This window comes from Peribacillus sp. P4_D6, assembly GCF_056401795.1.
In genome coordinates, this window is sequence record NZ_JBFUIQ010000022.1 from 1 (window position 1) to 16,893 (window position 16,893).

Consider the following 16,893-nt stretch of genomic DNA (forward strand, 5'->3'; position numbering starts at 1 on the left):
GACGACTGATACTAATAGATCGAGGACTTAACCAACGCTTTTTAAAAAATGAAATACCTTCTTATTATCTAGTTTTGAAGGAACAACGTTCCTTTTATGTTTGGTGGCGATAGCGAAGAGGTCACACCCGTTCCCATTCCGAACACGGCAGTTAAGCTCTTCAGCGCCGATGGTAGTTGGGGGTTTCCCCCTGTGAGAGTAGGACGCCGCCAAGCCATTTAAAAAGATCAGCCATCCGGCTGGTCTTTTTTTTGCTTAATGCAAAGAAAAATCATTGGATATAAAGGGATTATCAATTATGGAAACTTTTATGAAGACATACACGTATTGAAATTCTTCATCATACATTGTTAAAAGCATCCCCGGGTTCTCTTAAACTATTTAAATCAATGTATGCGAACAATGGTTTTTGGGGAGAATGCATGTATGGAGGTGGAGATGTTGGGGACAACAACAACCAAAACAACGGCAGGGGAAACGTGCGCGGTTTGTGAACAAGTAAAAGGGATGGGTATACATCTATATACGACTTTTATTTGTGAGGAATGCGAAAGGGATATGATCGGGACGGATACGAACGATCCCAAGTACCAATATTACTTAAAGAAATTAAGAAAAGTCACTAATCCTGAAATATTATCATGAAAAAATAGTTTGTGGAAAGTTAAAGAATCAGAGATAAAAGAAATGTGTGTTTCTTTAGTCTCTGATTCTTTTTTTGGTACTTTAGAAGAATGCTTGGCAACATGCTCCCATGTTTCTATGAGTTCCCTCCAAACAGACTGTTCAGAGATGCATAATTGCCTTTCTGTCGACGCAATATGAGATAAAATTATACTTATTTGATAAAATGAAAAAATACTATGATATGAGGGAAGAGAAAAATGAATCAATCACAGACACCATTGTTCGATGCAATGAGTGCTTTTCATAAAAAAAGCTCCATATCCCTGCATGTCCCAGGGCATAAAAATGGACGGGTGTTTAATAAAAAGGGCCAAGCCTTATACAACCCCCTGCTTGGTATTGATGCCACGGAAATAAGCGGCTTAGATGACCTGCATGCTCCAGAGGGGGCCATTTTAAAGTCCGAGCAACTACTCGCTGATCTATATGGGGTAAAGCGGAGTTATTTTCTCGTTAATGGGTCCACAGTAGGCAACATTGCCATGATTCTTGCTGCCTGCCGGGAAGGTGATAAAGTCCTTGTCCAAAGAAACTGCCATAAGTCAATTTTACATGGATTGATGTTAGCGAATGTACAACCGATTTTTTTGCAACCGGATTATTATGAGAAATGGGGCATTGCCGGCGGTGTGGGATCAAATTTAATTGAAGAAGCCTTGAGTGTACATCCAGATGCAAAAGCCATCATTATTACCTATCCTAATTATTATGGAATTGGTGAAGACTTGACGGAAATGGTAAGACTCGCACATCAAAGGGGGATCCCAGTGCTGGTGGACGAGGCACATGGCGCTCATTTTCAGTTAGGAAGTCCGTTTCCCAAGTCGGCTATTTTGGCAGGGGCAGACGCCGTTGTCCATTCAGCGCATAAAACACTGCCGGCCATGACGATGGGGTCATTTCTTCATGTGAATTCATCCTTAATTGATGTTGGCCAAGCATCATTCTATTTACAAATGCTTCAGTCCAGCAGTCCATCTTACCCAATTATGGGTTCGCTCGACTTGGCCAGGGCCTATTTAGCCGCTTATACATCAGAAGATAAAAAATTCCTTATTGAAAAGATATCGGACTTCAGAGGAAAACTGGGTGCCCTGCAGACAGTAAGGGTGTTGGAGGCGCCGCCAGGCACCTTGGCAGACCCGCTAAAAGTAGTCATTCAATCAACAAATGGTTTAAGTGGATTTGAGTTACAGCAGCTATGTGAAGCCAAAGGCATTTTTACGGAGTTGGCTGATCCTGATAATTTATTAATGATTTTACCCTTATTAAAAAGGGGTACCGATTTTCCTTTTCATGAAATCATACAAACTATAAAAAGTGCCACTCAAGACAGAATTGGAAACAAGGAAGCAGTTCTTCGGGTCCTCTGGCCTGATGGAAGGTCAATGGCAGGGCTTGAAATGCCCTACTCCGTCATGAAGCATAGCAAAGCAAGACCTGTCGCATTACGGAAAGCAATCGGAGAGGTATCCGCCGAGATGGTCATTCCTTATCCGCCGGGCATCCCTTTAATTATGTCCGGGGAAATGATTACTCCTGAACATATATCCAATTTGCGGAGACTGCTGGAAATGGGATCAAGGTTTCAAGGTGGTTCCTCCCTTTCAAATGGAGAATTAATCGTTTATGAAAGCGGGCAGACGGGTTAAAATGATATACTACATACAAAGAACCTTGGAGGTACATCGATGAAACGTGGTATTTTTATAACAATGGAAGGGCCAGAGGGTGCCGGGAAAACAACCATTACCCAAATGCTTGGCAAGGCTCTGCAACAAGAAGGCTATCAAGTTCTATTAACCCGTGAGCCAGGGGGAGTTCCCATTTCGGAGCAAATTAGGGAAGTGATCCTTAATAAAGATAATACAGCCATGGACTCGAGGACAGAGGCTTTATTATACGCAGCAGCAAGGCGTCAGCATTTAGTGGAAGTGGTCATGCCTGAGCTGGAACGAGGGGGAATTGTCCTCTGTGACCGGTTTATAGATAGCTCGTTAGCCTATCAGGGTCATGCAAGAGGTTTGGATATAGAAGAAGTTTACAATATCAATAAATTTGCAATTGGAGATATGATGCCAGATGCCACGCTCTTTTTTGATATCGACCCAGAAGAGGGATTGAGACGCATCCAGTCCAATGGGGAACGGGAAGTGAACCGGCTGGATCTTGAAGCCCTCGACTTTCATAAAAAAGTTTGTGAAGGGTATCAGTTCATTATAAATAGATGGAAAGAACGTTTCATTATCGTGGATGCTGGCCGGTCAATAGATGAAGTCTTTGAGGAAACGAAAGCCGGCCTATTGGATTTTTTAGCGAAGGCGGGAAACTGATTATATAGGTTTCCATATTATTCAACCAATACTATTTGATATAATGTAGTTAGTAAAAATTCAGAGTAACCGGAGGATGATGAGAATGAAAATGATCATTGCTGTCGTTCAAGACAAGGATAGTCATCGCCTGCTGAATCAATTAGTGGAAAATAATTTCGGAACGACCAAGCTAGCCAGCACTGGCGGGTTTTTAAAATCAGGTAATACGACTTTTATGATTGGAACAGAGGATGAACGTGTTGACCAAGTCATCCAGATCATCAAACAGAATTGTCAGTCACGATCCCAATTAGTTTCACCGGTTTCACCGATGGGTGGGAATGCCGAGTCATATGTACCTTACCCAGTGGAGATCCAAGTGGGCGGTGCGACCATTTTTGTTCTGCCGGTTGAAAACTTTTTACAATTTTAACGGTTAGTTTCAGGGAGGTTCATTATGAAAATCAACCATGATATCCCTATTAAGCCGGATAAATCGCGTCAGGATGCCAAACAGTTTCAAACCGGAAATGGAAGGTTTCAACAAATGGTCCAGACACAGGATCAAAAGATGCAAATCCAAACATTAAACCGTTTGATAGGCGATATTGAAGGGGCGGGTCAGCGTTTAGTAAGGTCACGTACTTTTAGGGAATTGGCAAAATATAAAGCATTGGTGAAACGATTTGTTAAAGAAGCGGTTGAATATGGACTGGAACTGAAGCAATCAACGAGCTGGAATGAATATGGACAGAGCCGGCCATTGAAAACCGTGGAAACGATAGATGCAAAATTAGTTGAGTTAAGCGAGGAAATTCTTAATAAAGAGAAAAGTTCGCTTGAAATATTGGAAATGATTGGTGAGATTAAAGGTCTTCTGATTAATTTATATACCTAAGTGAGTTGATGGTTTTGGATAAAACATGGCAGGACATGAGTGAAATTCAGCCGCAGGTAATGACGATGCTGCAAAATAGCATAACGAAGAACAGGGTGGCTCATGCGTATTTATTTGAAGGAGAAAAAGGGACAGGCAAGCAAGAGATAAGCTATGCCTTTGCCAAAAGCTTACTATGTGAAGCCCCGACAGCAGGTTATGAGCCATGCGAACTTTGTCGGAATTGCAAACGGATTTCAAGTGGGAATCATCCAGATGTCCATTTGATAGAAAAAGACGGTCTCTCAATAAAGAAAGAGCAAATCAAGGGGCTTCAGGAAGAATTTTCGAAAAAGAGCGTAGAGGCAGATCGGAAGGTTTATATGATTGCCGATGCTGACAAAATGTCGGTGGGGGCAGCCAACAGTCTATTGAAATTTTTAGAAGAACCTTCGGCTGATACTGTAGCAATATTGATGACCGAACAGCTTCAGAGGATTCTGCCGACTATATTATCAAGGTGCCAAGTGATTTCGTTCAAGCCATTATCTCCGGAGAATGTGAGACGGAAGTTGATAGAACAGGAGTTAGAACCACAGCTGGCCTCAGTTATTGCCCACATCACACAGAATGTGGAAGCTGGAATCGAGCTTAGCCATGATGAATGGTTTGTACAAGCTCAAAAAATAGTGGTAAAATTATATGAAGTGTTAAAACTTAATTCCTTGAAGGCAATGCTGTACCTTCAGACGGATTGGTTCACACACTTTAAAGAAAGAGAACAGGTTGACAGAGGTCTTGATTTGTTACTTCTTATATATAAGGATTTATTATACATTCAGTTGGACAAAAAGGACTTCGTTGTGTTCCAAAATAAACTGAAGGAATTTGAAACTCACGCTCTTCATCTTTCCCCAAGACGCCTTGCTGAACATATGGGTTGCATTTTGGAAGCAAAAAGGAAGCTGATGTCCAACACGAATCCACAGCTGTTGATGGAACAGCTTGTGCTGAATTTGCAGGAGGGATCATGATTTGTATGATGTTGTAGGTGTCCGTTTTAAAAAGGCGGGCAAAATATACTACTTCGATCCGGGTGAATTCGCAATTCCTAAGGACGATTTTGTAATAGTGGAGACTGTCCGCGGTGTTGAATTCGGTAAAGTCGTTACAGCCCGTAAACAAGTAGATGAAAACGATGTTGTCCTGCCATTGAAAAAAGTACTTCGGGTCGCTGATTCAAAAGATAAGCTGATTGTAGACGAGAATAAGGCGGCTGCAGAAGAGGCTTACACTATATGTTGTCAAAAGGTTGTGGAACATAAGCTGGATATGAAGCTGGTTGATGTGTCATATACTTTCGACAGAAATAAAGTCGTGTTTTATTTTACAGCGGATGGTCGCGTGGATTTCCGTGATTTAGTCAAAGATTTAGCTGCCATATTCAGAACTCGCATAGAACTGCGCCAAATCGGGGTAAGGGATGAGGCAAAGATGCTTGGTGGCATCGGACCTTGTGGCAGAATGCTTTGTTGCTCCACATTTCTTGGAGATTTTGAACCGGTTTCCATCAAAATGGCGAAGGATCAGAATTTATCATTAAACCCTACAAAAATCTCAGGTTTATGCGGTCGATTGATGTGCTGTCTGAAATATGAAAATGATGAGTATGAAAGTGCGAAGGAAATGCTTCCTGATTTAGGTGAAATGATTAATACGCCTGGTGGCAAAGGCAAGGTAGTGGGGCTTAATATTCTAGAACGCGTACTTCAGATTGAACTAATCGGGCAAGAAAGAGTATTAGAGTATACTCTAGATGAGATTCTAAAAGAGGGAGCCGTTTCTATTCAAGCCACAGATTATTAAGGTGGTGGGAGAGCGTGGATAAGAAAAATATTTTTGATTCGGTGACCAATATGGAAACMCAGATAGGCCAATTATATAAGCAGCTTGGAGAATTGAAGCAGAACTTAGCTGAAATCCTTGAGGAAAATCAGTCGGTCAAGCTGGAAAACGAGCATTTGCGCCATCGGTTGGGCCTTGTGGAAGTCGAAAGTGCGCCTGCTGCAGTTAAGGTCAAACAAAAAGTGAAAAACCGTACTCCAAGTGCGGAAAAGGTTATGGATATCGGGGAAGGCTATGATAACTTAGCCCGTATCTATCAAGAAGGCTTTCATATTTGCAATCTGCATTTTGGCAGTTTACGAAAAGAAGGGGATTGCCTGTTCTGTTTATCTTTTTTAAACAAGAAGTGATAATGGATAATATAAAAGATGTTCCATCTCTTTTACGTGATAGATAGACCGTTTACAATATATAGTGATTCGGGGTCTGACGCATACTATGAGTCAGGCCCCTTTTTGTACGACAGTAACTTAGAAGCATGGTCCCTAAACATGCTTTTTCATACATGATTAGGAGGGTAACAGCAATGGTAGAACTTAATGGAGATGAGCGCCTGGATTATCTTTTGGCTGAGAATTTAAGGATCATCCAGAGCCCATCGGTGTTCTCTTTTTCATTAGATGCCGTTTTATTATCAAGGTTCGTGAATGTACCGATTCAAAAAGGGAAAATCGTCGATCTTTGCTCAGGCAATGGGGTCATACCTTTGCTGCTGAGTACAAGAACAAAAGGGACAATTACCGGTGTTGAAATTCAAGAGCGGTTATATGACATGGCCCAGAGGAGCATGGACTATAATGGCGTGACCTCCCAAATCGAGATGATTCATGGAGATATAAAAGAAATTCCAAAGCAGATAGGGTATAGCAAATATGATGTCGTTACTTGCAATCCACCCTATTTCCCGACGCCATCCATCGAGGAAATTAACAAAAATGAGCACTTTGCAATTGCCCGACATGAAATCATGTGTAATCTTGAGGATGTCATGCGGGTTTCAAGCCAATTGCTGCGTCAAGGTGGGAAAGCCGCATTCGTTCATAGACCGGGCCGTCTTATGGATATCCTGCATTTCATGAGGATGTACAGAATTGAACCGAAGCGACTGCAATTCGTTTATCCTAAGAGTTCAAAAGAAGCGAATACGATTCTTATTGAAGGGATAAAGGACGGCAACCCTGATTTAAAGATTCTTCCCCCGCTTGTTGTATATAATGATCAAAATGAGTATAATCCCGAAATCAGAAGGATTCTATATGGAGAGGAATAAGCATTATTTTTATGTTTTAAAGTGCAGGGACGGCAGCTATTATGCTGGGTATACCAATGATTTGCACCGCAGGATTGATGTTCATAATCAAGGCAGGGGCGCTAAGTATACACGTGGCCGGACACCGGTTGAACTGATTTATCATGAAATATTCGAAACACGGACATTGGCCATGCAGGCTGAATATAAATTTAAGCAATTAACAAGAAAACAAAAGGAAAAGTGGATGGCAAAGGAGGATACATGATATGTGGCAGCAAAAGAGTTTTGAAAAAGAAGGATTGGAGCCGGCTCTATATCTGGTTCCTACACCGATAGGAAACCTTGAGGATATGAGTTTCCGGGCTTTAAGAATCTTAAAGGAAGCGGATGTCATTGCTGCTGAGGACACGCGAAATACGAAGAAATTATGTAACTACTTTGAAATTTCGACACCTATCGTCAGCTATCATGAACATAATAAGGAATATAGCGGGAAGCAAATGCTTGAGAGGCTTCGATCTGGAGAGGTCATCGCATTAGTAAGTGATGCTGGCTTGCCGACAATATCCGACCCGGGATATGAACTCGTCAAAGATGCCATTGCCGAGCAGTTTAAAGTCATTCCGTTGCCGGGGGCAAATGCTGCATTAACTGCATTGATCGCATCTGGACTGGTTCCCCAGCCTTTTTACTTCTATGGTTTTTTACAAAGGGGAGCAAAAGAAAAAAAGCAGGAACTGGAAAAGTTGAAAAAAATGGAATCAACTTGGATCGTTTATGAATCGCCACATCGATTGAAAGAAACATTGAAACATATGCATGAAATTTTAGGTGACCGTCGTATAGTATTATGCCGGGAGTTAACCAAGAAATTTGAAGAGTTCATTCGAGGGACTGTGAGTGAGGCCTTGACATGGGCGGTGGAGTCCGAAATTCGCGGTGAGTTCTGTTTAATAATTGAAGGCGGGCAATGGTCGGAGGATGAATCGGAAGAAGCTTGGTGGATGGCCCTAGATATCGTCGGTCATGTTAATCATTATATAGAAACCAAGGAGTTCACTTCAAAGGACGCAATCAAGCAGGTCGCAAAAGATCGCAATATGCAAAAACGCGATGTATATCAAGCTTTTCACATTGATATACAATAATAATAAGCATAAAAAAACTTCCGAAGAACGGAAGTTTTTTTATCATTTATTTAGAAGCAGTGAAGCTTTGTTGAATTTCTTGAATAAGTAATTCTGCACCTTCACGACTAAGAATCAATTTACCATTGGCAAGTGTAAGGTTGTTATCGGAAACTTCACCTGTAACTTGGCAAGTCATGTTTGGTTTGTATTTTTTCAAGATGATGCGCTCATCATCCACATAGATTTCAAGAGCGTCCTTCTCAGCGATACCCAATGTACGACGAAGTTCGATTGGAATAACCACCCGGCCTAACTCATCAACTTTACGAACAATACCTGTAGATTTCATTTAAAAAATTCTCCTCTCAGTTACAATCTAGTACCCTATTTCTATTTTTTTCGCCATTATTCGACAAATTTTTTTATAAATTTATAATACCAGCCATTCCCAAATTCGTCAATGATTTATTTTCATTTTTTTGTAAGAAATAGCAGGGGCCATTTAGTGTGACAAAATGGCTTTTAAAGAGAAAAAACCGGTTATGCCTTTAAAAGTAAAGAAATGCAGGATACAAAGAAATGCTCCCTTCACCACATTTCGACAAAGTATGCATATGAAAACATACTTCCCTATTATATGATTAAATATATTTTAGTTTCAAAACAAAAGTTCTGAATTAAGGATAATTTTCTGAAAAAGTTTACGAATATGTGAGTTGTTGCACAAAAAAAGAAATTTAGGTATATTTTGTTGAGGTAAGAGGTAATGCTGACAGAAGGGAAGTACTCTTATTTTTAAGTTGAGTCTATTTATTATTTTTTTATTCTATTAACATGATGATTAGATTAGTGATTATTGTCGCACAGAATTGTATATAGCGTTAAAATAGAGATAATAGCTTAAATATATTCTTATGGCTTGGGCCAGTCCCATAGCCGGTTTTTCAAATGATGAGGAGGGAACGAAGTGCAAGATAAATTAAAAACATTCTATATCACGACACCCATATATTATCCGAGTGGCAATTTACATATAGGGCACGCGTATACGACAGTGGCAGGGGATGCCATGGCTCGTTATAAAAGGATGCGTGGCTTCGATGTCATGTATTTAACAGGAACTGATGAACATGGTCAAAAAATCCAGCGTAAAGCGGCTGAGGAAGGAATCACTCCACAGCAATATGTAGATAATATCGTATCAGGGATCAAAGAACTCTGGGAAAAGCTTGATATTTCATATGATGATTTCATCAGGACGACGGAAGATCGCCATAAAGAGGTCGTAGCCAAGATTTTCAAAAGGTTATTGGACCAGGGTGATATATATTTAGACCAATATGAAGGATTATATTGTACACCTTGCGAATCTTTCTTCACGGAACGTCAAGTCGAAGAGAGCAATGGAAACTGTCCTGATTGCGGCAGGCCTGTTGAAAAGGTGAAAGAGGAATCTTATTTCTTTAAGATGAGTAAATATGCGGATCGGTTACTTAAGTTTTATGAGGAAAACCCGGATTTCATTCAGCCGGAATCCCGCAAAAACGAAATGATCAATAACTTCATCAAGCCTGGATTGGAAGATCTGGCCGTTTCACGTACTACTTTCGATTGGGGCATCAAGGTGCCGGGAGATCCAAAGCATGTCATTTATGTATGGATAGATGCTTTGACCAATTATATAACGGCATTAGGGTATGGAACGGACAATGATTCTAAATACTTGAATTATTGGCCGGCAGATGTACATCTGGTCGGAAAGGAAATCGTTCGTTTCCATACAATTTATTGGCCGATCATGTTAATGGCTCTTGACGTGCCGCTTCCAAAGAAAGTCTTCGCCCACGGATGGCTTCTCATGAAAGATGGTAAAATGTCCAAATCAAAAGGAAATGTAGTGGATCCCGTTACATTGATCGATCGTTACGGTTTGGATTCTTTACGCTACTATTTATTGCGTGAAGTACCATTTGGTTCCGATGGGGTATTTACACCGGAAGGGTTTGTGGAACGGATCAATTTTGACCTGGCCAATGATTTAGGGAATTTATTAAATCGAACAGTTGCAATGGTCAATAAATATTTTGATGGTGTGATTCCAAATTACGAAGGATCCAATGGCGAATTCGAAAAAGCTTTGCTTGAAATGAACCAAGAAACGGTTGGCAAGTATGAGGAAGCAATGGAAAACATGGAATTTTCAGTTGCACTGACATCCATTTGGCAACTCGTGAGCAGAACAAATAAATTCATTGATGAGACCCAGCCATGGACTCTTGCTAAAGATGAATCAAAGAAACAAGACCTTGCCAGTGTCATGGTTCATTTGGCGGAATCATTACGCAGGACGGCAATCCTTTTGAAACCATTCTTGACGCAAACACCGGAAAAGATCTTTGCTCAGCTTAGCATCAAAGATGATGTGTTGAAATCCTGGGACAGTTTAGCGGAGTTCGGTCAAATTCCTGCTGAAACAAAAGTCTTGAAGGGAGACCCGATCTTCCCTCGTTTGGATATGGAAGAGGAAGTTTTATATATTAAAGAACAAATGCAGGGGGATGCCCCTAAGGCCGAGGAAAAAGTGGAAGAGACGATTCCCGAGGTTGATGAAATCACTATTGATGACTTTACAAAAGTGGAGCTGCGTGTTGCTGAGGTAATGGCAGTTGAGCCTGTAAAGAAGGCGGATAAGCTTCTTAAACTTCAGCTTGATTTGGGTTATGAGAAACGGCAAGTCGTATCAGGCATTGCACAGCACTATAAACCAGAAGATTTAGTAGGCAAAAAAGTGATATGTGTCACGAATTTGAAACCTGTTAAACTTCGTGGCGAGCTCTCTCAAGGAATGATTTTGGCGGGAAGCCAGGATGATGTGCTCTCAGTCGCTACAATAGATTCATCGATTCCAAATGGTTCAAAGGTGAAATAAACGGATGAAAACATAAAGGTGTTTCATATGAAACATTTTTATGTTTTTTTCTTTATGCTTTTGGAAAAAGTAACGTAATATAGGTTTAGTTTTTGGTTCTACATTTATTAATTGGGCATACTGCCTCTTTTGTAATCTGTTTGTTACCTAAATGTGAAACATAAAACTTTCATTTTTTTATAAAATAGTGCTAGAAAGGAAGAAAAATAATGTTATTTGACACACATGTACATGTTAATGCGGAACAATTCAACGAGGATCTCGAAGACGTAATAGAAAGAGCTAAGGAAGCAGGGGTCGATAATATGGTAGTCGTCGGTTTTGACCGGCCTACCATTATAAGGGCAATGGAATTAATAGAAACTTATGATTTCATGTATGCCGCAGTCGGATGGCATCCTGTGGATGCTATAGATATGACAGAAGACGACTTACAATGGATCGAGGAATTATCCAATCATCCAAAGGTTGTGGCCATTGGGGAGATGGGCCTGGATTATCATTGGGATAAATCTCCGAAAGATGTTCAAATGGAGGTGTTCAGGAAGCAGATTCGATTGGCCAAAAAGGTGGGGCTGCCCATTATCATCCATAATCGGGAAGCGACCGCGGATATCGTGAACATACTGAAGGAAGAAGAGGCATCAAGGGTTGGGGGCATCATGCATTGCTTTAGCGGAAGTGCAGAAACGGCTATGGAGTGCATCAATATGAATTTTTATATTTCATTGGGAGGCCCTGTGACCTTCAAGAATGCAAAAAAACCTAAGGAAGTGGCAGCAGCCGTACCTTTAGACCGTTTACTGATTGAGACCGATTGTCCATACTTGGCTCCACATCCATATAGAGGGAAGCGTAATGAACCTTCATATGTGAAACTTGTCGCTGAACAAATTGCAGAAATCAAACAGCTTACAATAGAGGAAGTTTCCCAGGCAACAACGGAAAATGCCAAGAAATTATTCGGCATTAACTGACATTTTTTTTTACAATATCTCCCGGGGTTTGCTAGCTAAAATCGATTTTTTTAAGGTTTCAACAAATTTCACTCCAACTATAGGCTTATTATGTCGAGAAGTCGCCCTTTCCTTTTCAATATGGAATAYGCATAATAGGTAGTAATTTCCTGAATGAGAAGTGAATGGGTTGACAGCTTGATAACTAAGTCTATATAATCACCGGGAGGAAGGAGGAGTTTTTCATTCTATTAAAAACTATGAAAAACCTTATTCCCAAACCTTTTGGGAAGAAGAGAATGGCAATGGCCATTTGCAGTGCTATTCTTGTTTCTACAGCATTGGGAATACTTATATATCAAGGAACAAAGGATACAGTAACAATCATGCTAGATGGAAAAAAAGAGGTAGTGCGTACACACGCGGCTACTGTAAATGATATGTTGGAAGATTTAGAGATTAAGGTTCAAGCCGCAGATTATGTCCACCCATCAAGAGCCACAAAGGTTGATGATGATTTGGAGGTGGTTTGGAAGCCTGCACAAAAAATCGTCATGGTACAGGATGGTAAGAAGAAGGAAGTCTGGTCCACCGCAGATACGGTAGATGAACTTTTAAAAGACCAAAATCTAAGTGTGAAGGAACAGGATAAGATCACCCCTTCAAAAAGTACGAAGCTGAAAGCGAATATGGAAGTTGCCATAGACAAAGCCTTTTCACTGAAATTAGTGGTGGGTGGAGACGAAAAGCAGGTATGGTCAACTTCGACTACTGTCGCTGACTTTTTAAAGCAACAAGGAGTAAAACTCAATGATTTGGATCGAGTTGAGCCAGAATTAACCGAAAAAGTTAAAGCTGAGAATACGGTAAACGTAGTTCGAATTGAAAAAGTCACCGATGTAGTGGAAGAACCAGTTGACTTTGCTGTCATAACTAAAAAAGATGACTCTTTATCAAAAGGGAAAGAGAAAATTGTCAAAGAAGGAAAAGATGGACTCGTTTCCAAGAAATATGAAGTTGTTAAAGAAAATGGCAAAGAGGTCAAAAGAGAATTACTTTCAGAAAAAGTAGTTAATAAAAAGCAGGATAAAGTTGTAACGGTCGGAACTCGAACGACGGTTGCACAGGCATCACGGGGAGTAACTAACGTTAGTTCTTCAAGTGGAAAGGAAATATACGTATCTTCAACAGCTTATACTGCCAGTTGTAAGGGCTGTTCCGGAGTCACGTCCACAGGAGTAGATCTAAAGAGTAATCCGGGTGCGAAAATCATTGCTGTCGATCCAAGCGTAATTCCCATGGGGTCGAAAGTATATGTAGAGGGATATGGCTATGCTGTAGCAGCTGATAAAGGCGGAGCAATAAAGGGAAATAGGATTGACGTCTTCTTTTCTTCAAAAAACGATGCCTATCGCTGGGGTGTAAAGAGAGTAAAGATTCGCGTATTGGACTAATAAGGTTTCTCTCGCAGGAGATGAATTCGTCTCCTGTTTTTTGCGTTTTATTTTCCATTTGTTGAAAAACCCCATGTAAAACTGTTTTAATAAGATAGACGTCTCACCATTCCATAAGATTTCAATATATGCGTGTAAACTTTCATAAATGATCTTCTTTACCCAAAAAAGTTTTTTACGGGGGACCGGTTACGTTTATCCAAGAGCTAATCAAAGCGTTGCGCTTTTCTGTATGGAGGAAACCATGAAAAAGATTAAAGAAATTATTATTGTAGAAGGAAAAGACGATACGGTGGCGATAAAAAGGGCTGTTAATGCTGATACAATAGAAACCAACGGATCAGCGGTGAATGAGTCCTGTATTGAACAGGTGAGGCTTGCACAAAAGACACGTGGAGCCATCATTTTCACTGACCCTGATTTTCCAGGTCAAAAAATCAGGAATATCATTTCAGAACAAGTAAAAGGGTGTAAACACGCCTTTCTAACGAAGAAGGAAGCCCTTCCTAAGTCAGGTAGAGGAATTGGTGTGGAACATGCTTCTCCTGAGGCAATTCGTAATGCTTTAAAGGATGCCCAAATAATGGATGAAGAGGCTTCAGAAGAGATTTCACAGCAGGATTTAATAGATGCAGGTTTAATCGGGGGATCCGGTGCCAAGGAACGAAGGGAAAAACTTGGATCTATATTAAAAATCGGGTTTACCAATGGTAAACAGTTATATAAGAGACTAAAAATGTTCCAAATATCAACTGAGGCTTTTGAAAAAGCGATGGTACAGATAATTCAGGAGGAAAAAAATGAATAAGGATATTGCAACCCCTGTCAGAACGAAAGAAATATTAAAGAAGTACGGATTCTCCTTTAAAAAAAGCTTAGGCCAAAACTTTTTAATCGATACGAATATCTTGAAACGTATTGTCGAACATGCCAACTTGACAGAGGAAAGCGGCGCCATCGAAATTGGGCCGGGAATCGGGGCATTGACGGAACAACTGGCGAAAAGCAGCAAAAAGGTTGCGGCCTTTGAGATTGATCAGCGTCTACTGCCCATTTTATCGGATACACTGTCTCCCTATAACAATGTAAACATCATTCACGGGGATGTTCTTAAGGCTGATGTCAAGAAGGTCATCGAGGATGAATTTGCTGGATTCTCGGACTTGATGGTTGTTGCAAACCTGCCATACTATGTCACGACACCGATCATTTTAAAGCTATTGTCCGAGGACTTGCCCATTAGAGGCATCGTGTGCATGCTGCAAAAAGAAGTGGCTGACCGAATTGCCGCAAAACCTGGGACAAAGGAATATGGTTCTTTATCCATTGCCATTCAATATTATACAGAAGCCGAAACAGTGATGATCGTACCAAAAACGGTATTCATGCCTCAGCCTAATGTTGATTCAGCTGTAATCCGCCTTACTAGGCGTGTGAAGCCAATTGTCGAGGTCCTGGATGAGGATTTCTTATTCACTGTGACCCGGGCGTGCTTTGCACAGCGTCGGAAAACGATTTTAAATAACTTAACCAGTCAGATGCCAGATGGTAAATCAAAAAAGGAACACATACTTGCCGCTCTCGAAGCCGCGGAAGTGGATCCTTCCAGACGGGGCGAAACATTGAGCATCAAAGAATTTGGCCGCTTAAGTGATGCGTTATTGCCGAACTTCAAATAAAGAAAATGTGAAAGGATTCAAGTCGGAATGGGGTCACGCCCAGCTTCCGGCTTTTTTTGTTTTGAAATTGCTCCATCATCATGGAACATACCCGAAAATGTAACCAATCTCCACCTTTCACCATTCAAGATTGATTCGCATAACTTAAGAATGAAAATAAACTAGGGCGGGCTGAAAATAAGTCTTCTCATGGGGTGGGGCCATGAATATTCAAATAAACGATATTGTTGGTCGGGTTTCTTATAAATGCGACGTGTTGTTCCGGGTAATTGATATCCGTGATATTGACGGAAGGCGTGAAGCTATTCTTTATGGGGAAGATATCCGACTGATTGCAGATGCACCTTTTCAAGATTTAATGATTATTAATGATAATGAAAGAAATGATCGACAAAGGTCGAATGAGGTACTACAAGAACAATCTGACCGCTTATTAACGCAAGATCTAGAGCTGCAACAACAAAAAAACGGCTATCAATCCAGTAATGGCTATCGGTATAGCGGTGAATATTTCCAAATACCAGGGAGGGTGCTCCATGTTGATGGGGATGCATCTTACTTAAGGAAATGCATGGATCTATATCAGAAATTCGGTATTCCGGTCAATGGCATCTATTGCAATGAAAAGGAAATGCCCCAAAGGATCGGGGGGTTGCTGGATCATTATCGGCCGGACATTCTTGTTGTCACCGGTCATGATGCCTATTCAAAATCAAAAGGACCGATGTCCGATATTAATGCCTACCGTCACTCAAAGGATTTTGTACAGACAGTTAGAGAAGCGAGAAGGAGGGTTTCTCATTTAGACCAACTGATTATATTTGCCGGGGCTTGTCAGTCGCATTTTGAATCGCTGATCCAAGCGGGTGCAAATTTCGCAAGTTCTCCTTCCCGAGTTAATATACATGCTCTTGATCCGGTATATATCGTCGGAAAGATAAGCTTTACGCCTTTTTCCGATCATATTCATGTATGGGATGTCCTTCGGAATACATTAACGGGAGAGAAGGGGCTGGGGGGAATTGAGACAAAAGGGGTGTTACGGACCGGGCTGCCTTTCAAGCCATTTCAGGAAGAATGAACGAGCTGCATTTTGAAAGAATGCAGCTTGCTTTTGGCAGGGGGAGAATTCGGATATCCTCACAAAAAAATGGGTTATTTGTGGAGCGATGTTCGTAGGCAATGATTTAATTACGAAAATTCGGCTTAATAAATAATGGAATAGTTCGTTTACATAATTTTTCATTTCCCAGGATATAATAAAATTGTTCGCGATTTTGCCGAATTTCAGATAAAAATATATTGACTACATTTTTAAGTGCTGATATAATTTATTATTTTGTTTGCGTATATTTCTAAATTGTGATATACTTAACTTAGTGAGGTGGACCGAAAATGCCAAAAACTCTAGCTGATATTAAAACTGCACTTGATTCAAACCTGGGTAAAAGATTGCTCTTAAAAGCAAACGGTGGAAGAAGAAAGACTGTAGAACGATTTGGAACTTTGGCGGAAACTTATCCGGCTGTTTTTGTAATTGAGCTCGACCAAGATGAAAATGCGTTTGAAAGAGTATCTTACAGCTATGCGGATGTTTTAACGGAAACCGTAGAACTAACATTTTTAAACAAACAACAAGAGATGTAACTTAGACGAGGCAGCTAACAATTTTGTTTGCTGCTTTTTGTTTTGTATAAAATATCCTGTGA

At 40.6% G+C, this 16,893-nt stretch carries 19 protein-coding genes and 1 rRNA gene; 19 read left to right on the forward strand and 1 reads right to left on the reverse strand.

The annotated features are described in order from the left end of the window. The first annotated feature begins 99 nt into the window (after nucleotides 1-99). From rrf to rsmI, 12 genes are all read left to right on the forward strand, one after another. Nucleotides 100-215: ribosomal RNA gene (gene rrf / locus AC1DVB_RS09775) — 5S ribosomal RNA — on the forward strand. Nucleotides 216-426: 211 nt separating this feature from the next. Further along, nucleotides 427-645 carry a sigma factor G inhibitor Gin gene (locus AC1DVB_RS09780; protein WP_082609258.1) on the forward strand — a complete coding sequence of 73 codons (219 nt, stop codon included), beginning with the start codon at nucleotides 427-429 and terminating at the stop codon, nucleotides 643-645. A 239-nt stretch (nucleotides 646-884) separates the two neighbouring features. Next, nucleotides 885-2,339 carry an aminotransferase class I/II-fold pyridoxal phosphate-dependent enzyme gene (locus AC1DVB_RS09785; protein WP_057276485.1) on the forward strand — a complete coding sequence of 485 codons (1,455 nt, stop codon included), beginning with the start codon at nucleotides 885-887 and terminating at the stop codon, nucleotides 2,337-2,339. A gap of 39 nt (nucleotides 2,340-2,378) precedes the next feature. After that, on the forward strand, nucleotides 2,379-3,020 hold the full coding sequence (gene tmk, locus AC1DVB_RS09790) for a dTMP kinase (RefSeq protein WP_034316371.1): 642 nt from the start codon (nucleotides 2,379-2,381) through the stop codon (nucleotides 3,018-3,020). An 85-nt stretch (nucleotides 3,021-3,105) separates the two neighbouring features. Beyond that, the gene (locus AC1DVB_RS09795) at nucleotides 3,106-3,435 is read left to right on the forward strand and encodes a cyclic-di-AMP receptor (protein ID WP_477589112.1); all 330 of its coding nucleotides are present in this window, start codon (nucleotides 3,106-3,108) and stop codon (nucleotides 3,433-3,435) included. 24 nt (nucleotides 3,436-3,459) lie between these two features. Then, entirely contained in the window at nucleotides 3,460-3,900 is a 441-nt protein-coding gene (locus AC1DVB_RS09800) for a YaaR family protein (RefSeq protein ID WP_057276486.1), read from the forward strand. Between the two features lie 8 nt (nucleotides 3,901-3,908). After that, on the forward strand, nucleotides 3,909-4,913 hold the full coding sequence (gene holB, locus AC1DVB_RS09805; RefSeq protein ID WP_477589114.1) for a DNA polymerase III subunit delta': 1,005 nt from the start codon (nucleotides 3,909-3,911) through the stop codon (nucleotides 4,911-4,913). A 1-nt stretch (nucleotide 4,914) separates the two neighbouring features. Continuing rightward, nucleotides 4,915-5,745 (forward strand): PSP1 domain-containing protein, encoded by an 831-nt coding sequence (locus tag AC1DVB_RS09810; RefSeq protein ID WP_095679968.1) that lies wholly within the window; start codon nucleotides 4,915-4,917, stop codon nucleotides 5,743-5,745. A gap of 14 nt (nucleotides 5,746-5,759) precedes the next feature. Then, nucleotides 5,760-6,134, forward strand: a complete 375-nt coding sequence (yabA, locus tag AC1DVB_RS09815; protein WP_034316364.1) for a DNA replication initiation control protein YabA — start codon at nucleotides 5,760-5,762, stop codon at nucleotides 6,132-6,134. Between the two features lie 176 nt (nucleotides 6,135-6,310). Further along, nucleotides 6,311-7,054 (forward strand): tRNA1(Val) (adenine(37)-N6)-methyltransferase, encoded by a 744-nt coding sequence (locus AC1DVB_RS09820; RefSeq protein ID WP_034316362.1) that lies wholly within the window; start codon nucleotides 6,311-6,313, stop codon nucleotides 7,052-7,054. Then, complete coding sequence (locus tag AC1DVB_RS09825) at nucleotides 7,041-7,301, forward strand: GIY-YIG nuclease family protein (protein WP_034316360.1); 261 nt, start codon at nucleotides 7,041-7,043, stop codon at nucleotides 7,299-7,301. Before AC1DVB_RS09820 ends, AC1DVB_RS09825 begins: the two co-directional genes overlap by 14 nt. Nucleotide 7,302: 1 nt before the next feature. Then, nucleotides 7,303-8,184, forward strand: a complete 882-nt coding sequence (gene rsmI / locus AC1DVB_RS09830; RefSeq protein WP_057276488.1) for a 16S rRNA (cytidine(1402)-2'-O)-methyltransferase — start codon at nucleotides 7,303-7,305, stop codon at nucleotides 8,182-8,184. A gap of 46 nt (nucleotides 8,185-8,230) precedes the next feature. Here the strand turns inward: rsmI and AC1DVB_RS09835 are convergent, their stop codons facing one another. After that, the gene (locus AC1DVB_RS09835; RefSeq protein ID WP_034316356.1) at nucleotides 8,231-8,515 is read right to left on the reverse strand and encodes an AbrB/MazE/SpoVT family DNA-binding domain-containing protein; all 285 of its coding nucleotides are present in this window, start codon (nucleotides 8,513-8,515) and stop codon (nucleotides 8,231-8,233) included. Nucleotides 8,516-9,133: 618 nt separating this feature from the next. On the opposite strand from AC1DVB_RS09835, the gene metG reads away from it, so the two are divergent. The 7 genes from metG to veg all read left to right on the forward strand — a co-directional run bounded on the left by metG (nucleotide 9,134) and on the right by veg (nucleotide 16,831). After that, nucleotides 9,134-11,095 (forward strand): methionine--tRNA ligase, encoded by a 1,962-nt coding sequence (gene metG, locus AC1DVB_RS09840; RefSeq protein ID WP_095679967.1) that lies wholly within the window; start codon nucleotides 9,134-9,136, stop codon nucleotides 11,093-11,095. 209 nt (nucleotides 11,096-11,304) lie between these two features. After that, complete coding sequence (locus AC1DVB_RS09845) at nucleotides 11,305-12,072, forward strand: TatD family hydrolase (protein ID WP_057276490.1); 768 nt, start codon at nucleotides 11,305-11,307, stop codon at nucleotides 12,070-12,072. A gap of 278 nt (nucleotides 12,073-12,350) precedes the next feature. Further along, a complete protein-coding gene (locus AC1DVB_RS09850) occupies nucleotides 12,351-13,505 on the forward strand; it encodes a G5 and 3D domain-containing protein (protein WP_241637883.1) in 1,155 nt (384 codons plus the stop codon). Nucleotides 13,506-13,749: 244 nt separating this feature from the next. Then, complete coding sequence (gene rnmV, locus AC1DVB_RS09855; RefSeq protein ID WP_034316348.1) at nucleotides 13,750-14,313, forward strand: ribonuclease M5; 564 nt, start codon at nucleotides 13,750-13,752, stop codon at nucleotides 14,311-14,313. Continuing rightward, complete coding sequence (gene rsmA, locus AC1DVB_RS09860) at nucleotides 14,306-15,184, forward strand: 16S rRNA (adenine(1518)-N(6)/adenine(1519)-N(6))-dimethyltransferase RsmA (protein WP_034316346.1); 879 nt, start codon at nucleotides 14,306-14,308, stop codon at nucleotides 15,182-15,184. The genes rnmV and rsmA overlap by 8 nt, the downstream gene beginning before the upstream one ends. Before the next feature lie 202 nt (nucleotides 15,185-15,386). Continuing rightward, the gene (gene yabG / locus AC1DVB_RS09865) at nucleotides 15,387-16,265 is read left to right on the forward strand and encodes a sporulation peptidase YabG (RefSeq protein ID WP_048689999.1); all 879 of its coding nucleotides are present in this window, start codon (nucleotides 15,387-15,389) and stop codon (nucleotides 16,263-16,265) included. Between the two features lie 314 nt (nucleotides 16,266-16,579). Then, nucleotides 16,580-16,831: a biofilm formation stimulator Veg gene (gene veg, locus AC1DVB_RS09870; protein ID WP_034316343.1), complete on the forward strand. Its 252-nt coding sequence runs from the start codon at nucleotides 16,580-16,582 to the stop codon at nucleotides 16,829-16,831. The last annotated feature ends 62 nt before the right edge of the window (nucleotides 16,832-16,893 follow it).